General features: G+C 63.3%; 16 protein-coding genes and 1 tRNA gene. 1 reads left to right on the top strand and 16 read right to left on the bottom strand.

Going from position 1 to position 24,939, the window contains the following annotated elements:
- The first annotated feature begins 175 nt into the window (after positions 1–175).
- Entirely contained in the window at positions 176–2,908 is a 2,733-nt protein-coding gene (gene aceE, locus JX292_RS07420; protein ID WP_204863106.1) for a pyruvate dehydrogenase (acetyl-transferring), homodimeric type, read from the top strand.
- A gap of 291 nt (positions 2,909–3,199) precedes the next feature.
- Here the strand turns inward: aceE and JX292_RS07415 are convergent, their stop codons facing one another.
- The 16 genes from JX292_RS07415 to JX292_RS07340 form a co-directional block, all read right to left on the bottom strand.
- Positions 3,200–7,501 (bottom strand): non-ribosomal peptide synthetase, encoded by a 4,302-nt coding sequence (locus JX292_RS07415; protein ID WP_204863104.1) that lies wholly within the window; start codon positions 7,499–7,501, stop codon positions 3,200–3,202.
- A 180-nt stretch (positions 7,502–7,681) separates the two neighbouring features.
- The gene (locus JX292_RS07410; RefSeq protein WP_204863098.1) at positions 7,682–7,909 is read right to left on the bottom strand and encodes a phosphopantetheine-binding protein; all 228 of its coding nucleotides are present in this window, start codon (positions 7,907–7,909) and stop codon (positions 7,682–7,684) included.
- A gap of 80 nt (positions 7,910–7,989) precedes the next feature.
- A complete protein-coding gene (locus JX292_RS07405; RefSeq protein WP_204863097.1) occupies positions 7,990–9,693 on the bottom strand; it encodes a (2,3-dihydroxybenzoyl)adenylate synthase in 1,704 nt (567 codons plus the stop codon).
- A gap of 108 nt (positions 9,694–9,801) precedes the next feature.
- Positions 9,802–11,253 carry an enterochelin esterase domain-containing protein gene (locus tag JX292_RS07400; RefSeq protein WP_239653689.1) on the bottom strand — a complete coding sequence of 484 codons (1,452 nt, stop codon included), beginning with the start codon at positions 11,251–11,253 and terminating at the stop codon, positions 9,802–9,804.
- A gap of 484 nt (positions 11,254–11,737) precedes the next feature.
- Positions 11,738–12,541: an ABC transporter ATP-binding protein gene (locus tag JX292_RS07395; RefSeq protein WP_204863268.1), complete on the bottom strand. Its 804-nt coding sequence runs from the start codon at positions 12,539–12,541 to the stop codon at positions 11,738–11,740.
- 44 nt (positions 12,542–12,585) lie between these two features.
- A complete protein-coding gene (locus tag JX292_RS07390) occupies positions 12,586–13,713 on the bottom strand; it encodes a FecCD family ABC transporter permease (RefSeq protein ID WP_239653688.1) in 1,128 nt (375 codons plus the stop codon).
- Positions 13,713–14,780 (bottom strand): FecCD family ABC transporter permease, encoded by a 1,068-nt coding sequence (locus JX292_RS07385; protein WP_204863096.1) that lies wholly within the window; start codon positions 14,778–14,780, stop codon positions 13,713–13,715. The genes JX292_RS07390 and JX292_RS07385 overlap by 1 nt, the downstream gene beginning before the upstream one ends.
- Before the next feature lie 146 nt (positions 14,781–14,926).
- Positions 14,927–15,949: a plasmid partitioning protein gene (locus JX292_RS07380; protein ID WP_204863095.1), complete on the bottom strand. Its 1,023-nt coding sequence runs from the start codon at positions 15,947–15,949 to the stop codon at positions 14,927–14,929.
- Positions 15,950–16,106: 157 nt separating this feature from the next.
- Positions 16,107–17,648, bottom strand: a complete 1,542-nt coding sequence (locus JX292_RS07375; RefSeq protein WP_204863093.1) for a peptidase — start codon at positions 17,646–17,648, stop codon at positions 16,107–16,109.
- A 121-nt stretch (positions 17,649–17,769) separates the two neighbouring features.
- Positions 17,770–18,849, bottom strand: a complete 1,080-nt coding sequence (locus JX292_RS07370) for an ABC transporter substrate-binding protein (RefSeq protein WP_204863091.1) — start codon at positions 18,847–18,849, stop codon at positions 17,770–17,772.
- Positions 18,850–19,176: 327 nt separating this feature from the next.
- Positions 19,177–19,878: a ribulose-phosphate 3-epimerase gene (gene rpe / locus JX292_RS07365; protein ID WP_204863089.1), complete on the bottom strand. Its 702-nt coding sequence runs from the start codon at positions 19,876–19,878 to the stop codon at positions 19,177–19,179.
- A 51-nt stretch (positions 19,879–19,929) separates the two neighbouring features.
- On the bottom strand, positions 19,930–21,885 hold the full coding sequence (locus tag JX292_RS07360) for an RsmB/NOP family class I SAM-dependent RNA methyltransferase (RefSeq protein WP_204863087.1): 1,956 nt from the start codon (positions 21,883–21,885) through the stop codon (positions 19,930–19,932).
- Complete coding sequence (fmt, locus tag JX292_RS07355; RefSeq protein ID WP_204863085.1) at positions 21,882–22,850, bottom strand: methionyl-tRNA formyltransferase; 969 nt, start codon at positions 22,848–22,850, stop codon at positions 21,882–21,884. The genes JX292_RS07360 and fmt overlap by 4 nt, the downstream gene beginning before the upstream one ends.
- A gap of 6 nt (positions 22,851–22,856) precedes the next feature.
- A complete protein-coding gene (def, locus tag JX292_RS07350) occupies positions 22,857–23,462 on the bottom strand; it encodes a peptide deformylase (protein ID WP_204863084.1) in 606 nt (201 codons plus the stop codon).
- Between the two features lie 223 nt (positions 23,463–23,685).
- Entirely contained in the window at positions 23,686–24,549 is an 864-nt protein-coding gene (locus JX292_RS07345) for a cytochrome (RefSeq protein ID WP_204863083.1), read from the bottom strand.
- Positions 24,550–24,708: 159 nt separating this feature from the next.
- Positions 24,709–24,783 (bottom strand) — tRNA-Val (locus JX292_RS07340).
- Positions 24,784–24,939: the final 156 nt, after the last annotated feature.

Here is a 24,939-nt window from a genome sequence, read left to right as displayed (position 1 = left end):
CACCGCAAAAACATCATTTTGATGCCACGAAGGCCATTTTTAGGTCTAAGATAGTAGAGAAAGAAGCGTAGCGGGTCTAACGATCTGCCGCGTTTAAACATAGAGATGGTTCAAATGATGCAGAATCGCTTCATGAACGATCTATACAACCGCACAGAAGAGAGGTTGGATTAGTTTGGCTAACGTACCGAACGAGCACTCCCTGAGCACCCTTCTCGATGGCCTGAAGGACATCGACGTCGAAGAGACCCAGGAGTGGGCTGAATCCCTCGAAGACCTGATTAAGACCCACGGCACCGAGCGTGCTGAGTACATCCTTCGCGCGCTGATTAAGGAAGCTGGCGAGAAGGGTGTCGAGGTTCCGACTCTGACCAAGACTGACTACATCAACACCATTCCCGTTGATCAGCAGCCCGAGTACCCCGGCGATGAGGAACTCGAGCGCCAGTACCGCGCATGGATTCGTTGGAACGCTGCAATTATGGTGCAGCGTGCCCAGAAGAAGGGCATCGGCGTGGGCGGTCACATCTCCACCTTCGCAGGTATCGCTGACCTCTACGAAATGGGCCAGAACCACTTCTTCCGCGGCCGTAACCACCCCGGTGGCGGCGACCAGGTGTTCTTCCAGGGTCACTCCTCCCCCGGCGTTTACGCTCGCGGCTTCGTTGAGGGCGTCCTGACCGAAGAGCAGATGGACGGCTTCCGTCAGGAGAAGACCAAGGGCGCAAACGGTATTCCTTCGTACCCGCACCCCCGTTGCATGCCTACGTTCTGGCAGTTCCCGACCGTGTCCATGGGTCTGGGCCCTCTGAACGCAATCCACCAGGCATCCTTCAACAAGTACCTGCACAACCACAAGATCAAGGACACCTCCGAGCAGCACGTCTGGGCATTCCTGGGCGATGGCGAGATGGACGAGCCCGAGTCGCGTGGTGCACTGCAGCTGGCTGCTAACGAGCACCTGGACAACCTGACCTTCGTCATCAACTGCAACCTGCAGCGTCTGGACGGCCCCGTTCGCGGTAACGGCAAGATCGTTCAGGAACTCGAGGCATTCTTCCGCGGCGCAGGCTGGCACGTCATCAAGGTCCTGTGGGGCTCCGACTACGACGAGCTGCTCAAGAAGGACAAGAGCGGCAAGCTCATCCAGCTGATGAACGAGACTCTCGACGGTGACTACCAGACCTTCCGTGGCGAAAACGGTGGCTACATCCGCGAGCACTTCTTCGGCAAGTACCCCGAGACCAAGGAACTGGTTGCAGACCTGACCGACGAGCAGATCTTCAACCTGCGTCTGGGTGGCCACGACGACAAGAAGATCTACGCAGCCTTCAAGGAGGCTATGGAGACCAAGGGTCAGCCCACCGTCATCCTGGCACAGTCCATTAAGGGCGCGGAGCTCGGCCCCTACTTCGAGGCACGTAACTCCACCCACCAGATCAAGAAGTTCACCATGGAAGCACTGAAGGGCTTCCGTGACCACCTGAACATCCCCATCTCCGACGAGGAGCTGGAGAAGGATCTGTACAACCCGCCGTACTACCTGCCCGAGGCAAACCACCCGGCACTGCAGTACATGCAGGCACGCCGTAAGGAACTCGGCGGCTACGTCCCCGGTCGTCCGAACGTCCAGCCCGAGATTACCCTGCCCGACGCTAAGGCATACGCCGCAGCTAAGAAGGGTTCCGGCAAGCAGACCGCCGCAAGCACCATGGCCTTCGTCCGCCTGATGAAGGACCTCATGCGTGTGAAGGGCTTCGGTCACCGTATCGCTCCCATCACCCCCGATGAGGCACGTACCTTCGGTATGGAAGCATTCTTCCCCTCCGCTAAGCTGTACAACCCCAACGGCCAGAACTACGTGCCCGTTGACCACGAGCTCATGCTCTCCTACACCGAGTCCCCCGAGGGCCAGATTGTTCACGTTGGTATTAACGAGGCAGGCGCAACCGCTGCATTCATCGCTCTGGGTTCCTCCTACGACACCCACGGCGAGCCGATGATCCCGATTTACATCTTCTACTCGATGTTCGGTTTCCAGCGCACCGGCGACGGCTTCTGGGCTGCTGCCGACCAGATGTGCCGCGGCTTCGTCATCGGTGCAACCGCCGGTCGTACCACCCTGTCCGGTGAGGGCCTGCAGCACAACGACGGCCACTCCCCGATTCTGGCCTCCACCAACCCGGCGTTCAAGATCTACGACCCGGCCTACTCCTACGAGATTGCCCACATCGTGGAGCGCGGTATCGAGCAGATGTACGGCACCAAGGACGAAGATCACAACGTCATGTACTACCTGACCGTGTACAACGAGCCGATTCACCAGCCTGCTGAGCCGGCAAACGTTGACGTTGAGGGCATCGTCAAGGGTATCCACAAGATCAGCGACTCCCCGCTGACCTCCGGCCCCAAGGCACAGCTGCTCGCTTCGGGTATCGCTGTTCCGTGGATTGAGAAGGCTCAGAAGCTGCTGGCTGAAGACTGGGGCGTCTCCGCAGACGTCTGGTCTGTCACCTCGTGGACCGAACTGCGCCGCGACGGCGTTGCTGCTGAGGAAGAGGCTCTGCTGAACCCGAACCAGCCCGCTCGCGTTCCTTACGTGACCCAGAAGCTGGCAGGTGCCGCTGGCCCGATCATCGCGACCACCGACTACACCTCGGCTGTTCCCGACCAGATTCGCCAGTTCGTTCCGAACGACTTCGCAACCCTGGGTGCCGACGGCTTCGGCTTCGCAGACACCCGCCCGGGCGCACGTCGCTTCTTCCACATCGATGCAGAGTCGGTCGTTGTCCGCACCCTGCAGATGCTGGCAAAGCGCGGCGAGGTTGCAGCGGACGTTCCCGCAAAGGCATTCGCTAAGTACGACCTGCTGAACGTGAACGCTAACTCCGAGCTGGCACAGCACTAAGTATTTAGCTGTAGAACATCGGTTCTGAGCTGGACGCTCAACGAAGGCCCTCGGTTGATGATTCATCAACCGGGGGCCTTCGTGTTTTAACTTTGTTCTGCGAGCAAGCCCGTAGTTTGGGGCAGACAGTTTGCACAGACAGCAGCGGTCTAAACACACAACGCTGTGTACAGCTATATTTTGTACAGCCAGGGTTGAAACAAACGGTGTTGCTTGTGCATAAACTACTGGCCCGGAGGTAACAGCTGCTACCCTCGGGCCAGTTCAGTCACTCGTGGGCGTTAGGCTGGGCTAGCCGGCGAAGTGGCCGGTCACCTCCGCCAAACGCGCCGGATTCACCAGGTCAGGATGCGTACCCTCCAGTAGCACCGAACGGAACGACGACGCATGCGCCGCCCAACCCGCCGCATCCAGATACGGCTGATCCTCGTGCGGTACACCCACCAGCAACACGTCACCGCCGAAGAACGCCTGCTCAGCACCACGCATGAGCGCCGCCGAAGCACGCATACTACCCAGGCACACGCCCAGCTTCTCCTCCGGTAGGTAACCCATCGCTGAACCCGCCCTCTGCAGACGCTCCAACGTACCCGGCAAATCAAGCTGCTCGTCGACGGCAGGCTCCGGCAAACCGCCCATGCGCAGCAACGCACGGAAGCTCTCCTGCTCATCCGGCGCAGGCACGCCCTGCCACTGCTCCGAAGGATACGCATCCAGCAGGATGACGCGCTCAACCTGCGCACCCGCAGCCTGCGCCAAAGCCGCCACCTGCACCGCGGCAGTACCGCCCACAGACCAGCCCATCAACGCAAAACGACGCGGCAACGAACGCTCCACCAGAGTCTTTTCAATCAGCTTCAGGTAGCCCTCAGCCAACTCCTGCAGGCTCGACGCAAAGCCAGTCTGCGGGTCAGAGAACGCCTCAGCCTGCACAGCATACACGCCCTGTTGAGCCGGAAGATGCGAGAGGTACCCCGCATAGCACCAGCCCAAACCACCCGCGGGCGGCAGAATAAACAGCGGCGCGGGGGCATCGGTAGCGTCATGCGCGGTAGGTTGTTCTCGTAGCGGCAGAACCGGCGCGAACTCCGCGCCCTCGCCGCGCTCCCCCGCAATGGACGCCGCCAACGCCTGCACGGTCGGATGCGCAAAAAGCGCACCGATGCTCACGCTCAGGCCCAGTTGCTCCTCAACCGCGGCAATCACCTCTAGAGCCGCCAACGAATGGCCGCCCGAGGCAAAGAAATCCTCGTCCACGCCGAAACGCTCACGACCCAGCACACCCGCAATAATTGAGCACAGCTGCTGCTCCAGCAGACCGTGCGGGCCCTCAGCGTCGGAAGCCTCGGGGGTCAGGTCGAGGGACGCCAGTAGCTTACGATCCGCTTTACCGGAGGGACTCACCGGCAACGCAGGCAGAGTGTGCCACAGGGTAGGAACCATGTAGTCCGGCAGAACCTGCGCACAATGCTCACGCGCCGCCTCCACCAGCTGCTCGGCACGCTCAGCGGGCACGTCGCCCACCTCCAGCACCGCCGCCAGAGCGGGCTCACGCAGACCGCGGTACAGCAGAGCCACCGAAGCGCTCACACCCTCAACCGCGGCAAGAGCCATCTCAATATCGCCCAGTTCCAGGCGCTGACCGCGCACCTTAATCTGATAATCCGTGCGGCCGCGGTAACCAATGACGGCGCGGCCATCGGAAAGAATCTCCCAGCACGCCAAATCACCCGTACGATACAGGCGCTGACTCTCACCGTTCAGTAGCGCGAGCGCACCGGCGGGAGCCTGCTCCGCAAAAGCCGCCGCGGTCGCCTGTGGGTTGTTCTTGTAACCGCGCGCCAGCTGCACACCCGACAGGTGCAGCTCACCCGTCACACCCACCGGCACGGGGTGACCGGTCGGGTCAAGAATCAGAGTGCCGGTGTTCCAGACCGGCTCGCCAATGGGCACGCTCTCGCGCTGCGGGTCGGAGGAGGTCTCCCAGAAGGTGACGTCCACCGCCGCCTCAGTCGGGCCGTAGAGGTTCAGCGGGTACACGCCCAGAACCTCGCCCGCAGCCTGCACCTGGTCCTTCTGCAGTGCCTCGCCCGAGCAGACCACGTAGCGTAGAGGCTGTTCCCGGTCATGCCCGAAGCCGGCCTCCGTCAGGATGCGGCGCGCCGCCGGCGAAGAGGTCAGCGCCGAAAGCATGGTCGGCACAAAGTGCACCGCCGTGACGGACTGCTCGGCAATCACGCGCGCCAGGTAGGCGGGGTCGCGGTGCCCCTCCGGGGCGGCAATGACCACGGCAGCACCCTCTGCGAGCGGCCAGTACAGCTCCCACACGTGCACGTCGAAGGAAATGGGGGTCTTGTGCAGAACGCGGTCGCCCTCCCCCACCGGAATCTGGTGCTGCTGCCAGCGCAGGCGGTTATCAATCGAGCGGTGGCTGATGGCAACGCCCTTCGGGCGGCCCGTGGAGCCGGAGGTGAAGAGCACGTAAGCGTCCTCGTCCAGGCCGGTTTTTACGCCCGGAAGCTCCTCTGCGGCGGGTGCCTTGCTGGGCTCGTCAGTGCTCAGCAGCGGCAGGGTATGCTGGGGCAGGTTCGCGTGACGCGCAGGGTCCTGCGGGTTCAGTTCCTCCGCGCTCAGCGGCTGCAGACCGGGGCCGTGCAGAAGCAGGGAGCATTCGGCGTCCTCCATCATCACGCCCACACGCTCGGCGGGCAGATCAGGAAGCACCGGCACGTAGGTGGCGCCCGCGTACAGCAGGGCGTACAGCGCCACGTACTGCTCCACGCCGCGGTGCACACGCAGGCCCACCGCATCGGAAGGGCGAACGCCCCAGTCCAGCAGCTGCGCGGCAAGCGCACGGGCGCGCTCGTCCAGCTCGGCGTAGGTGAGGGCGCGGTCAAAAGCGTAGGCGCGCTCCGACTCGGGGGTGAGCACCTCACCGGGCGCGGGGGCAGAATCCAGCACGGCGAGCGCCTGCGGATGCGCCGCCACCGCGTCACGGAAACGATCCAGCAGGGTCTTGTACTCCAGCGGATGCTCGGTGCGCGCCGGGGCGGTCAGCTCGCGCAAGGTTGCCAGTTCAGCCTCGGTCGCCAGGCCCAGGTTGTTCAGGGAGGCGCCCTCGCGCTGCGCCTGGGCGGCATAGGCGGGTAGCCACTCGCTCAGGCGGGCGGCGTGGTGCTCCAGCTCCTCGGCGGTGTAGAGCGCCGGGTTCATGTCAATCTCACAGGAGATGCTGTTGCCGCGGCCGGGCATGCCGCGCAGGGTGAAGGTTGCATCTGCGACGGGGCCTGCCGAAATATTGTGGATGCGCGCGGTCGGTACCGCGGCTCCGGACTCGCCTCTGGAGGGGGCCGCCAGCGGCAGCACCGCGTCGAAGGGTACCACGTTAATCTGCGCGCCAAAGAGCCTGGACTGGGCATGACGTGCGATGCGCTCGAGGTCTTCCTGGCGTGCCAGCGGGTGCTCGGCGTTGCGGGCGTACTGTTCCTTCACCGAGTACAGGGACTCCGCGATGGGACCGGTCGCCGCAACCTGCACCGGCAGAACGTTCACCGCGGTACAGCCGGTCTGCGCGCTTGCCGCACCCAGGGCGCGGGTCGCCTCCGGCAGGGTGCGGGCGAACATGCGGTTCATCTGCGGCACACCGAACGAAGCCTGCGGGTAGCCGCCCACACGCGCCAGGTACGAGCCCACGGCGGCGGTCGCCAGCACGGGCCAGGACACCCCGTGATGCTTTGCCGCATCCAGTAGAGCCTGCTGAGCCTGCGGGTCGATGGAAAAACTACGGCGCACCGCACGCGCCGACGGTGAGGCGGTACGACCCGCAAGGGAGGTGTCTTCCTGTTCCAGGGCGCCGCTCGCCTGCCAGAAGGCGAGGTCTTCGTCGCGGGTGGCAGAGGCGGCCTCGTCGGCGTCGAGCAGTTGCTGCAGGCTCATGCGGCGGGTGGGCGGAACCGGCTGACCGGCGGACAGGGCGCGGTAAATAGCGGCAACGCGGGAGAGACCGTTGAACGCCGCGAAGCCGTCGGCGACCACGTGGGAGAAGGAATGGTACACCCAGAGGAACCCGCCGTAACGCGCCAGGGCGCTACGCACGGTCACGCCCGCATCGGTGGTAAGGGGCTGGGCGAGCAGGCGCTGTGCCCAGGCACGCACCGGCGCGGGAAGAACAGAGTCAGACAGGGCTGATTCGGGCAGGTCAGAGGCGCTCTCCTCCCCCGCCTCCACGGAGCCGTTCAGCTCGCCCTCCTCCAGTTCGCCCCCGTCCACGAGCAGGTCGATGCCCGAAAGGAATGCCTCAAGCGGCAGAATCTGCTGGGAGGCGGCCCCATCGGCAATGCGGGTGCGCACGCGGAAGCCCTCGTTCTCGCGGTAGAGCTGCACCAGTGCCTCGCGTAGCAACGTCACGTCGGTGTCCGCGGGGCATTGCAGAACCTCCGCGGTGTTGTAGCAGGGGTTTTCCGGGTCAATCGCCGCGGCAAAATAGATACCGCGCGCGTTGGTGGTCAGCGGCAGCCAGGGGTCTTTGGTCTGCCCGTTCGGTGCGGCCTGCGCGGTGTGCGAGGTGGAAGCGGTAGTATCAGCTACGCCCATGGTGGCCTCTCAGGTCTGATTCAAGGTCTGGATTAGGAATGATGTGTGTGGGGGGCTACTACTCCCCCGCCATTCTCAGCTGAAATCAGCCGGAACAGCGGAAAGTAAAACAGCGAAAGCAGAACACCCCGGGCACCCGTCTGCAAGACCGGCAGGCAGGCACTCGGGGTGCGGTAACGCTTAGCCCAGGCGGGAGGCGATGAACTCCACGGTCGGGTTCTCCACCAGCTCAGTGAACTCGATGACGGCGCCCTCGGCGGCCAGGTCGTCGAGCAGAGCGAAGGAGCCCATCGAATCCAGGCCCAGCGAGAACAGCTCGGTGGTCGGGTCATCGAAGGCGGCCTGCAGGGAATCGGGCTCGACAATGTACTTCGCCAGGATGGGGCGCAGGGTCTCGATTGCGGACATTTTTCTCCTCTTCAGGGTCGGTCGGGATCGCTCAAAATCCCTCAAAGAAACGGGGCGTAGCCGGCATAACCAAAAAGTGCTTAACCGAAAATCTCGGACAGCTTGGCACGTAGCTCGCGGCGAGAAATCTTACCCACGTTCGTGGTGGGCAGCTCCTGCAGAACCTGCACGCGCTCCGGGATCTTGAACTCGGCGAGCTTCTTCGAGGTGAAGAACTCGTGCATCGTGCGGCGCGGGTTCTCACCCAGGTCGGCGCCTTCCTGCGGCACAATAACCAGGCCCACACGCTCGCCCACGGTCTCATCCGGAATGCCCAGCGCCACGGCGTCAAAAACGTCGGGGTGGGTCAGCGCCAGCTCTTCGATTTCGTCCACGGCAATCTTCTCGCCGTTACGGTTAATCTGGTCCTTCGCGCGGCCGGTGACCTCGATGTACTTGCCGGCCACCAGGCGCACAATGTCGCCGGTGCGGTAGTAGCCGTCCTCGGTGAAGCTGTAGCGGTTCGCGTTCTCCTCCAGGTAGTAGCCGCGAATCGTGTACGGGCCGCGGGTGAGCAGGTGACCGCTCTCACCGCGCTTAACCGGCTGGTCCTGATCGTCAACAATCAAAATCTCGTCGTCGGGGCTAATCGGGTAGCCCTGCGTGTTCAGACGCATCTCAATCGGGTCGTTCGAACGGGTGTAGTTCACCAGGCCCTCTGCCATGCCGAACACCTGCTGAACCGTGCAACCGAGCACGGACTCGATCTTGCCCGCAACCGCTGGTGCCAGCTTCGAGCCGCCCACCTGCAGGGTCTGCAAGGAGGGCAGGGACACGCCGCGCTTCTCCGCGGAGGCAACCCACGCCTGAGCCAGCGGCGGCACCAGCGCGGAGGTGGTCACACCCTCCATCTCGATAAGGTGGAACGCGGTCTGCGGAGACGGGTCGGCCGCGAACACAAGCTTGCCGGAGGCGCACATGACGCCCAGGATGCCAGGCGAGCTCATCGTGAAGTTGTGGGCGGCGGGCAGCACCACGAGCATGGTCGTGTTGTTGTTCAGCTTGCAGATGTCCACCGAGCCGCGCACTGAGTACAGGTAGGCGGCGTGGGTACGAGGAATCAGCTTCGAGATGCCGGTCGTACCGCCGGAGAGCTGCAGGAACGCCACCTGCTCGCTCGCGAGGGTCTTCTCGGTGTTCTGGATGACGCCGGGCACGAACTCTTCAGCGAGCTCTTCTTCGGTCAGCGGGGTTAGCGGCTCCGCAACGTCAATGGCGACCGGCGGCTCCAGGGAGTTCTTGAGCAACTCGGCGGCAACGTCCTCATGCAGGGCGGTGAAATCGGCGCCGGGGGTCAACGAGGAGAACACATGCGCCGCCGCATCGGTGCGGGTCGCAAAGTGCACGAGCTCGGTGGTGCGGTGCTGCGGCAGGCAGAAAACTGGCAACGCCGCCGCCCAGAAGATACCCAGCAGGTACACCAGGTACTCGGCGGTGTTACCCAGCTGCAACAGCACGCGGTCGCCGGGCTGCACGCCAGCCTTCACGAGGCGCGCCGCAGCGGCGCGGCCGGCCGCCTCCAGCTCACCGTAGGAGAGGCGAATCTGCTGGGGCTTGCCGTCCTCAGTAAGCTGCGCGTGCGAAAGCGCGACCAGCGCCGGGAAGTGCGGCTTTGCGCGGCAGGCGTCCAGCAGGAACTCGGGGATGGTCTGGTCAATCCAGTAGCCAGCCTCGCGGTACTTCGCGGCAAAAGACTCGGGGATGAGAGGAGTCTCGGCAAGCGGGCTGCGTTCTACTACAGTCATTTCTCTCGTTTTCTGTGTTGTGGTCTCTACGATGAGCATAGCGCGAGGGCGGGCCCTCACTCGCAACGTACACGAGCGAGCGGGGTCCCGCCCCGGTACAGTTCAGGGTTATGCGACCCGGCGGGATATTTCGCGACGCAGGCAGTACGATACGCACTCGGGATGGTCCGCGGCGCACGAAGACATGAGGCACTCCAGGCTCGGCACGATAGCGCCACGCCAGCAGGCGTAGTCATGACCGCCGTTGAAGGTGTTGAAGCGAAGGTTATCGAGGTGGTGTTCCTCAGCATACTTGCGCAACTCGCGATGCGGAGGCACCAGAATCCACTCCTGCTCACCCACCTCAATCTCAACCTTCAGGTGGCTCAGACGGTCCAACTCACCGGCGGCTTCCAGCTCCTTCAGACAATCCATGACCTGCGGCTGCCACAGCGAGGAGGACTGGGCGATTGCGCCGCCGAAGGCCTCGGGGCGGGTAAACACCGCCAGCAGCGAGGACAGGCCACCCAGAGACTGGCCGTTCACGATAATGTTGCCGGGGTCGGTCTGAATGCCGTGCACCTTGCGCAGGTGCGGGAAGGCCACATCGGCCAGGTAGTCGCCAATCGGGTTGTCGCCGTTGAGTTCCTTCCAGCGGTTCTCACGGCCGCCCGAGTGCAGGAAGAACACGTGCATCGAAGGAATACGGCCCGCCTCGTAGGCACGGTTGAGAGTCTGCTCCATGCCCTGGCTGAACCACATCTCGCCGTCGAATTGTACGAAGAGCGGGGAATCGGGGCCGGGCTCACCCACGCGGCCCAGAACGTAGCGGTGACCGTCGGGGGTGTGCATCCATTCGGGTTCGGGCAGCTCGTCAATCTCTGCCTGGGTCAGCAGGAACTCCTGAACGGGGGCGTCCTCCAGCTGCACCACGCCCATGCATCGGCCGATGCGGTTGCACACAGTCTCGGGGTTCAGCGGGTCGCCCTCACCGGAGTCCAAGGCGGCGCGCAGGCGCACCTGGTCGTCGTCACCCAGCCAGACGGGGCGCTCGCCAGGCAGCGCCGGCAAGAAGTTGTAGGAGGCACGCCAGGTGGTTTCCATCTGCATGCTCAGCTGCCACCAGCCAGTGCCCTCGATGCGGGTCATGAGGGAACGGTCAAGGTTCTTCTCATCGGTGAGGCGGTTGATGAACATGAGCACCTGTTCGGCCTGCTCGTTGCGGTACAGGAAGGTCGCGATGCGCTCGGACTCATCCACGGTGCCGTCGGGGCGCACCACCGGCTCAATGATGGGGGTACCTTCAGAAACAACCTCGACGATGCGGGCGTTCAGCTCTTCGGGGCTCACAGCCTCGGCAATCAGACCGGTGATGAGGGGGCTGTCCACACGCGGTGCTGGCTCGGGACGCGGGGTCTTCGGCGGGGTCGGGCGAACCTGCTGTGCGGGGGTCTTCTCTGCGACCTGCGGGGCGGCGGTCAACGTCATGCCTGCCCGCGTGGGGTCAGTCTGCGTGGTGTTTGCGCTATCCATGGTGCTTTCGGATTCGGGGTCGTGCAGGCCCTGTCCATGCCTCCTCATCGGTGATATTGCGCGTGAGCAACGTAGCGTGATGTAGTACTCCTTCAACGGTGAGGAGGAACGTCAGTATTAGTTAGCCTCCCCTACCTCACTCTATGGTATCCCTAACCCAAACCTGAACGAAATAGCGAACAAAAATATGACGTCATACGAGAGAAGAAAAACATCCCCCGAAAAAGCCGCCCCAGCAATCACCCAAGGCACAGAAACACGTAAGGCACCGAGACCATGCATCAAACGTAACAACGTACGTCTCATGCGGCAGTCCCGGTGCCTTACGTGCGGGATTCCCATAAGAAATGGAACCTACCCAGTGCTCGGATCCGTTCATGCGTCAAAGACGGGCGAGCGCTGGGTAGGCGCCCTACGCGCAGGGGATCCTGGGTCCCTCAGATCCTCTCGCTAGCTGCAGAGCGCATTGCCCGGCGTTTCCCTCCGTATAGATACGGCTGGTGCCAACTCCCACGCGGCTTAGGGGCGAAAACTATTTGCTTTCGCGGGCCGCCGAAATACCATCAGCGGCAATATGGATATCCTGGTGCTCCTTCGGAATCACCAAAGGAGTTCCAGTGCATGGATCAGGAATAATGATCGACTGAAGATCAAAAACTTCCTGAATTAGCTCTGGTGTAATTATTGCACGAGGATCACCTTGAGCGATAATCCGTCCCTGCTTCATTAACACAACATGAGTAGCATACCTGAAAGCGAGGTTCAGGTCATGCAACACCACGGCAACAGTTCGACCCTCAGCATGCAATTTTTTCGTCAGGTTCAGCACTTCAATCTGATGGGTGATGTCCAGATAGGTCGTCGGCTCATCGAGCAGAATCAGCGGGGTCTGCTGCGCGAGAGTCATAGCAATCCACACACGCTGACGCTGACCGCCCGAAAGTGCCTCAATCGGACGCTCCGCAAGTTCCAGAACATTCGCCGCCTTCATCGCCTCCACACAGGCCCGTTCGTCCTCCTCAGACCAGGACCGCAACAGCGACTGATGCGGGTAGCGTCCGCGCGCCACGACGTCAGCCACGGTCACGCCACTGGGCGCTTCCGGAGTCTGCGGGAGCATCGCCAGGATCTTAGCGATAGCCCGAGACTTCATCTGCGGCAACGGCGTGCCATCCAGGCGAACTTCGCCTTCTTTCAGCGGATTCACGCGGGCCAGAGCCTTCAAAGTCGTCGATTTACCGCAGGCATTCGGACCCAAAATAACGGTCAGTTCACCCTCCGGAACCTGAAAATCCACCCCGTTGAGCACCGTGTGTTCGCCATAGGCCACCACCATCTGCTCACCCTCAAGGCGGCTGGTCACGCTAGTCTTCGTGCTCACTAGCTCCTCGTCCTTTCACGATAAATCAGATAAATCAGGTAGAGACCACCAATCGCGCCGGTCACCACACCCACCTGAATGATGCGTCCCGAAATGGCGAATCGGCCTATGAGATCAGACCCGAGCACCATGAGCGCACCCATCAATGCCGAGGAGGTAAAACCCACCCCGCCGATGCGCCCCAGGCTCTTCGCAATATGCGGCGCGGCCAAAGCCACGAAGGCAATAGGGCCGGTCGTCGCGGTCGCCAATGAGACCAAAAGCACACCAATAAAGAGGGCTGCAACACGATAAGAGTCCACACTCACGCCCAAACCGGAAGCCACCTGATCACCAAAACGAATGGCGCCCAGCGGACGAACCAGCATCAGCAACAGCGGAGTCACGACCAGCAACAGGCCCAACAACGAGTACGTGCGCTCCCAAGTCATGTCATTCAGCGAGCCGGCCAGCCACGAAGCCGCCGTCTGCGCCTGCGTCAGCGAGGCTCGCACAACCAGCAGCGCATTGAAGGCCGCCAGGGTCGAACCCACACCGATACCCACCAGCACCAGGCGGAAACCGTACAGACCCGTATTGCGCGTCATCAACCACACAAGAATCGAAGTCGCCAGGCCGCCAATCACCGCGCCCAGCGCAACCTCCACAGGCCCGGAATTGAACACAATAATCTGTAGCAGAGCACCGGTGGCCGCGCCGTTCGTGAAACCGATAATATCCGGCGAGCCCAGGGCATTACCCGAAATGACCTGGAAAATAGAACCCGACAGGCCCAACGCGGCGCCCACCAGAAGAGCCGCCACGATGCGCGCCGCACGCTGCTGAGCAAAAGTCACCGCAATCGGCTTACCCTCACCCAAAAGCGCCGGAATAACCTTCTCAGGGGCGAGCTTGTAGTCACCCTGTAGCATGCCCCAGAAAGCCAGCGAAATAATAACCGCTACCAAAATCACATTCAGAATGACCACGCGCCACGGAACCTGCGCACTGAGCGGCCCGCGCACCGTCAGAACGGGACGACCACCCAGGTCACGACCGCGGCGGGGATACCCCGCCTCTGTAGCCGTGGAAACGGCAGCCGAGGAAACAGTCGACGCAGAACGCGCCGAAACAGAACTATTCGACATCAGAGCGCCTCCACCTTGCGACGGGTCATCAAGAACAGGAAGACCGGAGCACCCGCCAGAGTCGCCACGATACCCGCCTGCGTCTCCTGCGGAGCCACCAGCACGCGCGCCAGAATATCCGCGCCCAGCAGCCACACCGGCCCCAGCAGAGCCGAACCATAGTTCACCCAGCGCACATCATTACCAAGCAGAGCACGCACCACAAACGGCACCGCCAAACCCACAAAACCAATCGGACCCACCGCCGCCGTCGCCGCACCCGCCAGCACCGTCACCGACAGCAAGGTCAGATTCTGCGTAGTACGTACGCTCACGCCCAGGCTCGTGGCCGCCTCCTCGCCCATGCCCAGGGCGTTAATAGCTGGGGCCACCACAAAAGCAATCAGCACGCCCACCACAATCACGGGACCAACAGTCGAAACGATACCCATACCGCGGCCCTCCAGAGAACCGGAAACCCACAGACGGAACTCGTTATACGCATCCTGATTAGCCAGCAACAAGCCCTGCGCAAGCGCCGACAGCGCGGCAGAAATCGCCACACCCGCCAACGCCAGCTTCACAATCGACCCGTCACGGCCACGACCCAGCGTATACACCAGCACCGCGGCCAGCGCGCCACCAATCGTCGCAGCGATCATATACTGCCAAATACCCATCACGCCGAACGCCACCACGGAAGCGATCACAGCCACCGAGGCGCCAGCGTTCACACCCATCAGGCCGGGCTCAGCCAGCGGGTTACGAGTCAACGACTGCATCAACGAACCGGCAACCGCCAACGCCGCACCCGCCGCAAGACCCACCAGGGTACGCGGAATACGCTGCTCCATCACAATCGTCTGAGCCTGCTCAGAAGCAGTGCCATTGAAAACAGCCAGAACCTGATCCGGCGGAAGATTATTCGACCCAAACAGCAAAGAAGCAGCCACAGCCCCCACCAAAAGCACCGCAAACAAGAACAGAAAAGCCAGGCGCTTGCCCAACTTCTGCCCCTGAATCACAGACCTCTGACGGGACGTACTCTCCTGCTGAACACCTCGGGACAATGAGCTCGTGCGGGCCACTATGCTCCTTATGCTCGATACAAGAAAACTAAGGAGGCGCACCCGGCACACCCACGCCATGCGAGGGGTACCCGGCACACCGGTAGATAACGAGAGAAACGCCGGAGCGGGCAGGGTGCTCCCCCACCCGCATCCGACGTTAAGTTTTAGCGCTTACGGGCTACCAGCAGTACAGCGGCGGCTACCAGGCTCACGCCTAGAACCACCACGCCAACCCACGGAAATGCAGCACCGTAAGTCACGGTCTGCACGGTGGATGCGGTGTTAGCGGAGTTCGATGCCGAAGCGCTCGGGCTCGATGCAGTACCACGCGCAACAGCCGAAGAGGATGCACTCGCCGAAGCGCTCGCCTTCTTCTGAGCACCTGCAGAAGCCGAAGCAGCAGGCGCAGCGGAAGAACCGGAGGTACCGGAGGCAGCTTCCGCATTCAAGCGGTCGTACTCTTCCTTGGTAATGGTGTTGCCGTCAGCGTCGGTGTACACGGTCTCAGTATCAGCCGCACCGCCTGCCGAACCATTCGAGCTGCCATTGGCGGAGGATTCGTTGGAATCGTTAGAGCCCTGGGCATCGTCTGCAGAGTCGGAGCTGTTAGAGTTCGAGCCGCCATTCGAGGAACCACCGTTGCTCTTCGAGCTGGAAGAGCCACGGTTCGAGGAAGAACCCGAAGAGTTCGAGGACGAGTTATCCGAACCGCCCTCACCCACCACGGTGAACTCGGGGCTACGGTTGCTGTACGCCTCGGTGCCCAGGTACTTGCCGTCCTTGTCATGCTTCTCACCAGTTGCAAGGAAACGCAGGGTGTGAGTACCAGCGCCCACATCCGGCAGAATGAAGGAACCGGAGACGTTGCCGTTGCCATCGGTCATCTGCTGGTGCACTACGCAAGCGCCCTGTGCCGCATCGGAGGGGCAGAGGCTACCGTCATCAACCTTCACAGACACCACAGTATTCGCGGGGAAACCGCTCACGCTAAAGGAAATCACGCCGTGCTCACTCACCGATGAGGAAACGGTCGAAGAGGTGCCGGGGGTCGATGCCTTTGCACCGCCCGGAGGCAGAGCGGATGCGGTGCCAACGCCCAGGCCGAGCGCAAGGGTGGCGGCGGCGCAGGCGGTCAGTGCCTTAGCAGTCAGGGACGCCTTCGGGGCTCCCGAAAAAGGTGCACGCATGGTGGTCCTTTCAAAATTACCGGGGTCGAAGCTGAACGCTACGCGGTTCGTGTGGGTGCTGTTCAGCGGGTCGTGACCCGAGTGGTTGGAGGGGCACCGGCCCCCTCCCTTGTCCTGGGGAGGGAACCGGTGCCGTGTGAATATGTGGTCAGAAAGCTTACTTCTTGGAGGTGCGCAACAGCAGAGCCGCGGCCAAAACCACCAGGCCAGATACCGAAAGCAGCAGGTTATTGGCGTTGTTGACCAGCCACTTGGTCAGGCCGGTCAGCTCAGTGCCTTCAATGACAGGACCTTGTGCCTTCGTGCCTGCGGCGGAGTTCTGGGAGCCCTGCGTGTTCTGCGAGTTCTCAGAACCGGCTGCGGCCTTCACAGCCTTTTTCGCGGCACCTTCAGTCTTCTGCAGGTTAGATGCCAGGGCCTTCTGCGCATCCTGAACCTTCGCCTTAGCCTGCACACGGTTCACGATTGGGGAGGTGCTCTGCGACAGGGCGGCGAGGGATGCGTCCACGTCGGTGGCGCGGGTGCTGATGCGGCCGCCCGCGTTACGCATGGGCACCGGTGCGGTGGTGGTTGCGGTTGCGGGGTTTTCGTTCAGCTCTTCAACCAGCTGGTCGGTGGCGTCCTGCTCATCACGGGAAACTTCCTGACGAGGGGTAACAGCACGCTCCACGGTTATGTCAGCAAAACCAAGGACAGCGTTCTGCGCGCCTTGGTTGCCGTTGTGCACGACCACGCGGTAGGTGGCGGCGGGCATGCTTACACGGGTTTCGTAGCTGAAGCTGCGGTTGTTATCTAGACGCTTCCAGCCGGAGCCGTAGAGGGTCTGCGGGGAGTTGCCGAGGTAGGTTGCGGCGTACACCCAGGTGCCCGGTTCAGCGTTCGGCACGGTCACGGTCACGGTAGAACCGTCACGGATCACCTGCACGCCATGGCCGTCGGTCAGTTCGGAGGCGTTGACCGGCTGGGGGGCGTCAACGGGGGCGTACTCCGGAGCCTTGTCGCTGAGCTTAATCAGCTGTCGAATAGACACACCGCGGTCGTAGTTATTACCCTGCTCGTCTTCTCCGCCCAGGGAACCAGAGAGGACCTGCACGTTGTGCTCGGAATTTTCGGTAGCCCAGCCTGCCTTCGCCAAATCTTCAGCACTCAGACCGGTGTTTTCGGGGGTCGGCAGGGGAACCTCAACCTCAAAGGTGCCGTCTTCATTGGCGATTGCCATGAAGTTCGCGGGCGAGTTGCCGCCCTTCTTGGTCAGGGGGTTAATGGCCTGGTGATTCTTATCGGGGCGGGCATCCAGGAACTTGACCGCAAATACGGCGCCGCGACCGGGGGCGTTACTCACGAAGCCTTCACCGCGCACCACAATCTTGCCTTCGCGCCACTTTTCGGTGGAGATGGTGACATTCGCCTTCACGGGGTTCGCGGGCTTGGAGCTGGCAGACTTAGTCGGCTCAATACTCGACGACGCGGACGGAGTAGGCTCAGCGGTCTTGCTCGGCTCATCAGAGGGAGCAGCATTAGGGGTAGCCGAGGCTGACGGGGTCGCCGCCGGGTCCGAGGCGATACCAATCGGCAGGTTGGAATCCGCGAATGCAAGAGTGGTGCCGGTCAGCGCTGCTCCGGGAGTGATGAGCGCGCCGGCGAGAGCCACGACGGCACCGTAGCGGGCTGCGGTGCGCACAGGTCGAGTTTCGGTCATTGTGGTCCTTGAGGATGGTGTGGTGGGTCGTGCATCCCCTTCCCGCCGCGGGTCTAGGTCGCGGCGGGAAGGGGCCTGGAAGCTTTATCAGGTGATGGCTTCACACAAGGGTGAGGGCGCTTTAGAGCGGAAGCGCCTTCTTGACGTCTTCGATAATGCCCTCGAGCAGCAGCGGGCCGCCGGTGGAGGTCCACTTGGAGCCGTCCACGAGAATCACGTGGTCGTCCTTGACTGCCTTCAGGTTGGTGAATCCGGAGGTTTCCTTTGCCTTATTCAGTGCTTCTTCGGCGCCCTGCAGACCTGCGGTACCCTGTGCGTTCGGGTTCTTCTGGCTTGCGCCGCCGAGGGTGCCGAGGAACATGTAGTCCGCGTCGATGGTTGCCAGGTTCTCCAGGGAGACGGGCTCGGAGTGGCCCTGGCCGTTGCGGTCCTGCGAGGAGGGGCGCTTGAGGCCCAGGTCGTTGAGTACCTGACCGGCGGGCAGTTCCTTGAGAATCAGGGCGGGGCCGTTGCCTGCCCAGCGCACGACGGAGAAGGTCTTATCGCCGTACTTGGGGGCGAGCTGATCCTTCAGCGTTGCGGCGCTTGCCTCGTACGCCTTGATGACCTCTTCGCCCTTGTCGACCATGTTCATCGCCTTCGCCACGTTGCGGAAATTGATGCGCCAGTCACCGCCAGCGTAGCCGCAGTAGACCACGGGGGCAATCTTCTTGAGGGTTTCGAAGGCCTCGGAGCGCTTGTCCACGCCGGTGGAGTCGACCAGAATCAGGTCGGGGTCGAGGTTACCGATCTGTTCGTAGTTCACCTGGGCAACGGTGCCGATAATCTTGACGTCCTTGGCTCGGTCGGCCAAATAGTTCGGAACGCCGGACTGGCCGCGGCCCGAAACGGAACCGGCGGGGGTCACGCCGAGGGCGAGCAGGCCGTCGAGGGTCGGCTCGGAGAGCACGATGACCTTCTTCGGGTTGGCGGGAACTTCTACGTTCTCCTGGTCGATGTCCTTGATGGTGCGGGTGCCGCCGGAGTTCGAACCGCCCGATGCGGAGCCGCCGGAGGTGGTGGTCGTAGTGGTCTCGCTACTGCAGGCCGCGAGGGCGAGGGCAACTGAGGAGGCGAGGGCCAGACCGAAGAAGGCGCGGCGGTTAACGCCCGATGCACCCTGGTTTTCGGCGTCGGTTAGCTCGGAAAGGTTGAAAGACATAGTTCTCCCTAGATATCACTAAACTATACCTAACCTTACAGATATCTGAGTGTTACATCAAGATATTCAGAGCCTCGCATACGTTCCCGAGGCGATGACCCGTTCTACCGCGGATTTTCAGGGTTTTTGACTCTTCGTAATTTGTCACAATTTTGCTGACAGGGTGTCTAACGAAGCGAATGAACGTCCTCACCCCCGGAATGCCGCGCTCCCCCTAACCCCTCTCACAACCCTCTCGCGACGCACAAACGCCCCGCCGTGAAGAACAACGACGGGGCGCAATCTTCACAACGGGGCGCTTGAGGCTTTATTGAGTGCGGGGCGCCACTAGTGGCCGCAACCGCAACCGGCATTGGAACGCTGCACCGAAGCCGCCGCGGCGCGCAGGGAGGCGATGGCCGCCTCCGGGCCGCCGAGCGCCTCGTCCACACCGTAGACCGAACTGCCGGCCACGAAGCAGGTTGCGCCCGCCTCGGCCGCACGCAGAATGGTCTCCTCGGTGATGCCGCCGTCCACCTGCAAAATCACCGGCAGGTTCGCGCCCTCAATCGCCTTGGCGGCGCGGGCAATCTTCGGCAGGGTCACGTCCAGGAACGCCTGGCCGCCGAAGCCGGGCTCCACGGTCATAATCAGCAGCATGTCCAGCTCACTGAGCATGTCCAGGTAGGGTTCCACGGCGGTCGCGGGGCGCAGCGCCATGCCTGCCTTCGCGCCCTCGGCACGCAGGGTGCGCGCCAGCTTGATGGGGGCGATAGCCGCCTCCGCGTGGAAGGTCACCGACTCGCAGCCCATGCTGGCGTATTCGGGTGCCCAACGGTCGGCGTCCTCAATCATCAGGTGCACGTCGAACGGCACCGGCGAGATTTCACGCAGACGCTTGACCACGGGCGGGCCCCAGGTGAGGTTGGGGACGAAGTGGTTGTCCATCACGTCAATATGCGCGGCATCTGCGGTCGCGATGCGCTCCAGCTCACGCTGCAGATTCGCGAAATCCGCCGAGAGGATGGAGGGGTTAATGGCAATACCCATAGGGGTCCTTTCAAATCCGTGCCGTATGGCGGGTGATGGGCGAATAAAGGTTTAGTTCTTACGCAGCAGGGCGAGGAACATTGCGTCGGTTCCATGCACGTGCGGCCACAGCTGTGCGGTGGTCGGGTTCTCCGAAGCCTTCACGACCGGCGCACCCTTCTTCACCTTGATTTCGGGGGTGTGACCGGGGTCCTTCTCCCCCGCCAGCACGCTCACGGACTCGCCGTTCGCGCCTTCGATGTGCAGAGCAATTTCACGCAGTGCGGCGGCGGAGTCGAGCAGGCTGACCGCACCGCTTTCGAGCACCTCGGCCACAATGTTCTGGGTTTCTGCCGCGTGCGGGGAGCAGGTCACGTAGGCGATCACGCCGCCGGGGCGGGTCGCCTCAATGGCTGCGTCCAGGAGCTGACGCTGCAGGGGCAGTAGCTCGGCGATGTCGCGCAGGGACTTGCGCCAACGTGCCTCGGGGCGGCGGCGCAGGGCACCCAGACCCGAGCAGGGCACATCCACCATGACGCGGTCGAAAAGCTGACCGGGCTCAACGGAGCCGGGCAGTGCGGAGGCGTTCTTGCGCAGGGTCTCGCGGATCTGGCGGCCGTCGCCGGTGAGTACCGTGTAGCTGTCCTCGGGCAGGGGGCGCATGGAGGATTCCACGAGCTGGGCGCGGTGCGGTGCCGCCTCATTGGCAACCAGGGATGCGCCACGCTGAACACCGATAGCGCCAAGCAACGCCGCCTTACCGCCGGGGCCCGCGCACAGGTCAAGCCAGGCGGTGTCGGTGCCGTCCAGGGGTGCGGCGGCGAGTGCGCGTGCCACCAGCTGGGAGCCGGCGTCCTGCGCACGGACGGTGCCCTCACGCACTGATTCGAGGCGGGCCAAGTCGCCGGATGCGTACAGTGCCGAGCCCTCAACCAGCTCGCCATCCACGGCGCCCTGTTCGCGCGCCTCCTCGAGGCTGCCCAGGCCGGGTAGCGCCACCAGGTTCACCACGGGGGCGAGGTTGTCGGCCTCGAGCAGTTGCTCGATTTCGGAGGCGGGGCGGCCGTGCGCGACCAGCGCCTGGCGCATGGAACGCACAATCCAGGCCGGGTGCGAGGCGAGCAGGGCCATGCGTTCGGTGTCGTCCTTCGCGTCCTCGATGATGAGTTCGTACCACTCTTCGGGGGTGCGCTCGGAAACGCGGCGGAGCACCGCGTTGATGAAGCTTGCCGGGCCCGCACCGATCTTTTCGCGTGCCAGGGACACGCTCTGGTTCAGCGCCGCGTGGGCGGGAACGCGCATGTTCAGCAGCTGGTGCACGCCCATGCGCAGCACAATCAGGGTGGTCACACCGACCTTCTCGAGGGGACGGTCCACGCAGTGGCGCAGGATTGCGTCGTAGGTGCCCTGGTGGCGCAGCGTGCCGTAGGTCAGCTCGGTGGCGAAGCCCGCGTCGCGGTGGTCGAGGTGGTGGCTACGAATCGCCTTGGGCAGCACCAGGTTCGCGTAGGCGTCAGATTCTGCCACGGAGCGCAGTACGTCGAAGACGGTTGCGCGGGCGGTGTCTGCGGTACGCGAGCGTGCGGAGGGCGCCGCCGCCGAGAATTCGCGGGCGGACATGGAGCGGCGGTTGCGTTCGTGGCCGCTCTTATTGCGCTGGGAGGTGCCGCCGCCACCGCGTTTGGTGTCCTCGTGCGCGGTCTTGGCGCGGCGTTCGGCGCGTTCGACGCTGGTCAGGCCGTCAAAGCGGCGGCCGGTGCGCGATTCACTGCGGGAGTTGTCATCCCATTTCTGCGGGCGGCCATGGGATTGCTGGTTCTGAGCGCGCTGGGAATTCTGGGACTGCTGGCGGTTCTGCTCGCTCACGCCAGAGCCAGAGCCGTTGCCAGCGCCGGAGCGGCGGCGACGCTTACGCTTCGTACCGCCTTCGCCCTGGCCACTGCCCTGGTTGAACTTGCCGTTGCCGGGCTTACCGGAGTGACCGGGCTTGCCGTGTCCACCCTTGTGGGGGCGCTTTTCGTTGCTCATGCGAGTACCACCAGGCCTTCCACCATGTCCTTGCCAGCGCCGCGAGCCCACGCGGATGCATCCATCATTTTCTTACCGGCGGGCTGAACCTGCAGTAGCATCAGGGGTTCGGTACCGGTGCCGACCAGCACCTTCTTCGCGTGCAGGCGCACCGCGCCGGGTGCCAGGGTGCCGCCGTTCGTCTCGGTCAGGGAGGCCACCAGGCGCTCGTCGGCAACCGCCAGGCCGCCGATCTTGAAGCGGTTTTCGCCCAGTTCGCACCATGCGCCGGGTTCGGGGGTCACGCCGCGGTAGCGTGCCAGGATCTGTTCGGCGGGCTCGGTCCAGGTGAGGCGGCCGTCGGTAATGCTCATCTTGGAGGCGTAGCTGACCGACTCGTCCTCGACCTGCACGGTACCGTGCTCGCCGGCCTCGAGGCGTTCAAAGGTGCGCTCGAGCAGCGCGCCGCCGCTGGTGGCCAGGCGCATGAGCACGGAGCCTGCGGTGTCGTCGGCGGCCACGGGGGTGGATTCTTGTTCGAAGGTGGGGCCGGTGTCCAGGCCTTCTTCGAGCAGGAAGGTGGTGGAGAAAATTTCCTGCTCACCGGCGATGAGGGCGCGCTGTACGGGGGCGGCGCCACGCCATGCGGGCAGCTTGGAGAAGTGCAGGTTGACCCAGCCGTAGCGCAGGGATTCGAGCGCGGGCAGCGGTAGCAGGGCACCGTAGGCGACCACGGCTGCCGCGTCGGCGTTCAGCTCTGAGAGGGCCGCGGCGGCTTCGTCGTTCCAGCGGTTTGCCTTCACGATGGGCAGGCCGAGCTCCTCGGCGCGCTGGGCGACCGGGGAGGGGGTGAGCACGCGCTTGCGGCCCACGGGAGCGTCCTCGCGGGTGAGCACGCCCACCACGCGCACCTTATCGGAGCTTGCGAGGTAGTCGAGCGGGGGCACGGCCACGTCGGGGGTGCCTGCGTAAATGATGTTGAGCATGTGAGCCTACTTTCCGAAGCTGCCGAAGGAGGAACCTGCCGAACCGGCACCGAATGCGCCACCGGCCCCGAAGGCACCGCCCACGCGGGTTGCACGTTCGGTCACGGTCTTTGCGGCGACAGTGTTGTAGTCGGCGGCACGCAGGGCACGCATCACGCGTCGACGGTCTTCACCGACGAGGCGGTCGATGAAGAGCTTGCCGTGCAGGTGATCCGTTTCGTGCTGCAGCATGCGCGCGAATAGTCCCTCACCTTCCAGTACGAGGGGTTCGCCGTGGCGGTCCACGCCGGTCACGCGCGCCCAGTTCTTGCGCGGGGTCGCGGACTTCTGACCGGGCACGGACAGGCAACCTTCGCCGCCTTCCTGGTCTTCTTCGCCGACTTCGAGCACGGGGTTGATGATATAGCCTTCGCGGTCGTCGATGCCGCCGAAGGTGAAGATCTGCTTGGAGATGCCGATCTGCGGGCCGGCCAATCCCACGCCACCCACGTCGTACATGGTTTCTAGCATGTCGTCGATGAGTCGTGCCAGGTCGTCGTCGAAGACGGTGATGGGTTCGCAGATGCTACGTAGCACCGGGTCGCCTACGGTGCGGATGCTCAGGATGGTCATAGTTCTCCTCTGCCGGCGCCGGGCCGGTCTAATGTGCTAACGGATATTCGGTGGGGTGCCGCGGGGTGTGGCTCTCCCCCATTGTCCCCGAATCGGGGCGGGTAAATCTAGAGGGGTCTTCGGCAGGTGTCTCTGGGCCGCGTTCTAGGCTGAGTCTCCGGGCCGGTCGTCGCCACGGGAGCTGAGCGAGGCGGGGGCTCATTCTGTCCGGCCCCTCGCAATGCTATGCGGCGGAGCGTCGCTCGGTGGGCGGCGGAACAACAGGCATGAGCGCGGGGTCCTCAAATTCCTGCAGCTGGCGGTCGAATTCCCAGACGCGGCGCAGGGCGCAGAACTTGTACCAGTTGCGTTCGAGGATGGCGGGATTCGCCTGCTGCGGCAGCACCTGCGTCTCGCCGAGGGCCACGCCCATGAGCACGGGCGCGTCACCGTATTTCCAGGGTTCCCAGGTGCCGGCGTCGGGGTCGACGAGGGATTCTTCGGCTTTGAGGCCGGCGACAAGCTGCATGATGACCTTCTCGTCGAGCGCCTTGACGCGGCCGCGCTTGTCGGTGCCTTTGGTTTTATAGTCGATGATGCAGGTGCGGCCCGCGATTTCCGCGACGAGGTCGAGGGTGCCCGCGTAGCCGACGGTGTCGTTCCAGATGGTAATTTCGGCGGCGAGGGGGCGGGGGTTGAAGGCTTCCCACCATTCGTCGAAGCGGTCGGCGTAGGCTTGCTCGCCGTTGGCGATGAGCAGTTCGCGGCATCCGGCGACGTCGTGGTCGCGACCCATGGCGCGCAGGGCGATGTTTTCGGCGTAGTTGTGCACGCGGTCGCCTCGTGCGGCTGCGGCGTCGCGGTATCGTTCGGAGGCGCTAGCCGCGTCGCGGATAATGGCGAACTTGAGGCCGTGCGATCCGGAGGCACGGTAGGCGCGCTGGTCTTCGAGTGCGGCTTTGGCGGCCATGTATCCGTGCCAGCCGCTCAGGTCGGTGGCGTGTTGCCCGATGACGGTGGTAATGGAGGGCACGAGCAGTTCTCCCCCGCGCTTGCGGGAGTACATTCGTCCGTAGTCGGTGGAGGTTGCGAGTTCGGGTGATGTCACGGGGTACCTCGTTCGTGGTGGGGCCGTGTCGGGGTTTGGCGTTCTCTCGGCTGGCCGGTTGGTGCGTCCCAGGGCGGGTCGGCGGGTTTTCGGAGCCTTTGTGGAGGGTGCGCCGGGGTGGACACAATAAAACCCCCGTTCCTTGAAACGGGGGTTCTTTGGTGCGTGATACTGGGTTCGAACCAGTGACCTCTTCGGTGTGAACGAAGCGCGCTACCACTGCGCCAATCACGCTTACGGATAAGACTATACCGGCGGTTTGAGGGGAGGTCAAATTGAGGGGTTAACTTTTTTGAAAAACTTTGTTCCCCCGGGAGCGGCGCCGTGAGAGGCTCATGGCGGCACCATAGAATCTCAAACCATTTTTCTCAGATAAACAAAGAAGCTCCC

Source organism: Rothia mucilaginosa, from assembly GCF_901875305.1.
Taxonomy (GTDB): Bacteria; Actinomycetota; Actinomycetes; order Actinomycetales; family Micrococcaceae; genus Rothia.
Note: the sequence above shows the minus strand (reverse complement) of the source record. Positions and strands in the feature narration are given on the sequence as shown.

Excerpts from the sequence above, each read along its gene's own strand:
- JX292_RS07415 (WP_204863104.1), bottom strand. The coding sequence starts at position 7,501 with ATGGGCGTAGCTGATACTACCGCTTCCACCTCGCACACCGCGCAGGCC.
- JX292_RS07410 (WP_204863098.1), bottom strand. The coding sequence starts at position 7,909 with ATGTCCGCAATCGAGACCCTGCGCCCCATCCTGGCGAAGTACATTGTC.
- JX292_RS07405 (WP_204863097.1), bottom strand. The coding sequence starts at position 9,693 with ATGACTGTAGTAGAACGCAGCCCGCTTGCCGAGACTCCTCTCATCCCC.
- JX292_RS07400 (WP_239653689.1), bottom strand. The coding sequence starts at position 11,253 with ATGAGGAGGCATGGACAGGGCCTGCACGACCCCGAATCCGAAAGCACC.
- JX292_RS07395 (WP_204863268.1), bottom strand. The coding sequence starts at position 12,541 with ATGGTGGTGGCCTATGGCGAACACACGGTGCTCAACGGGGTGGATTTT.
- JX292_RS07390 (WP_239653688.1), bottom strand. The coding sequence starts at position 13,713 with ATGTCGAATAGTTCTGTTTCGGCGCGTTCTGCGTCGACTGTTTCCTCG.
- JX292_RS07380 (WP_204863095.1), bottom strand. The coding sequence starts at position 15,949 with ATGCGTGCACCTTTTTCGGGAGCCCCGAAGGCGTCCCTGACTGCTAAG.
- JX292_RS07375 (WP_204863093.1), bottom strand. The coding sequence starts at position 17,648 with ATGACCGAAACTCGACCTGTGCGCACCGCAGCCCGCTACGGTGCCGTC.
- JX292_RS07370 (WP_204863091.1), bottom strand. The coding sequence starts at position 18,849 with ATGTCTTTCAACCTTTCCGAGCTAACCGACGCCGAAAACCAGGGTGCA.
- rpe (WP_204863089.1), bottom strand. The coding sequence starts at position 19,878 with ATGGGTATTGCCATTAACCCCTCCATCCTCTCGGCGGATTTCGCGAAT.
- JX292_RS07360 (WP_204863087.1), bottom strand. The coding sequence starts at position 21,885 with ATGAGCAACGAAAAGCGCCCCCACAAGGGTGGACACGGCAAGCCCGGT.
- fmt (WP_204863085.1), bottom strand. The coding sequence starts at position 22,850 with ATGCTCAACATCATTTACGCAGGCACCCCCGACGTGGCCGTGCCCCCG.
- def (WP_204863084.1), bottom strand. The coding sequence starts at position 23,462 with ATGACCATCCTGAGCATCCGCACCGTAGGCGACCCGGTGCTACGTAGC.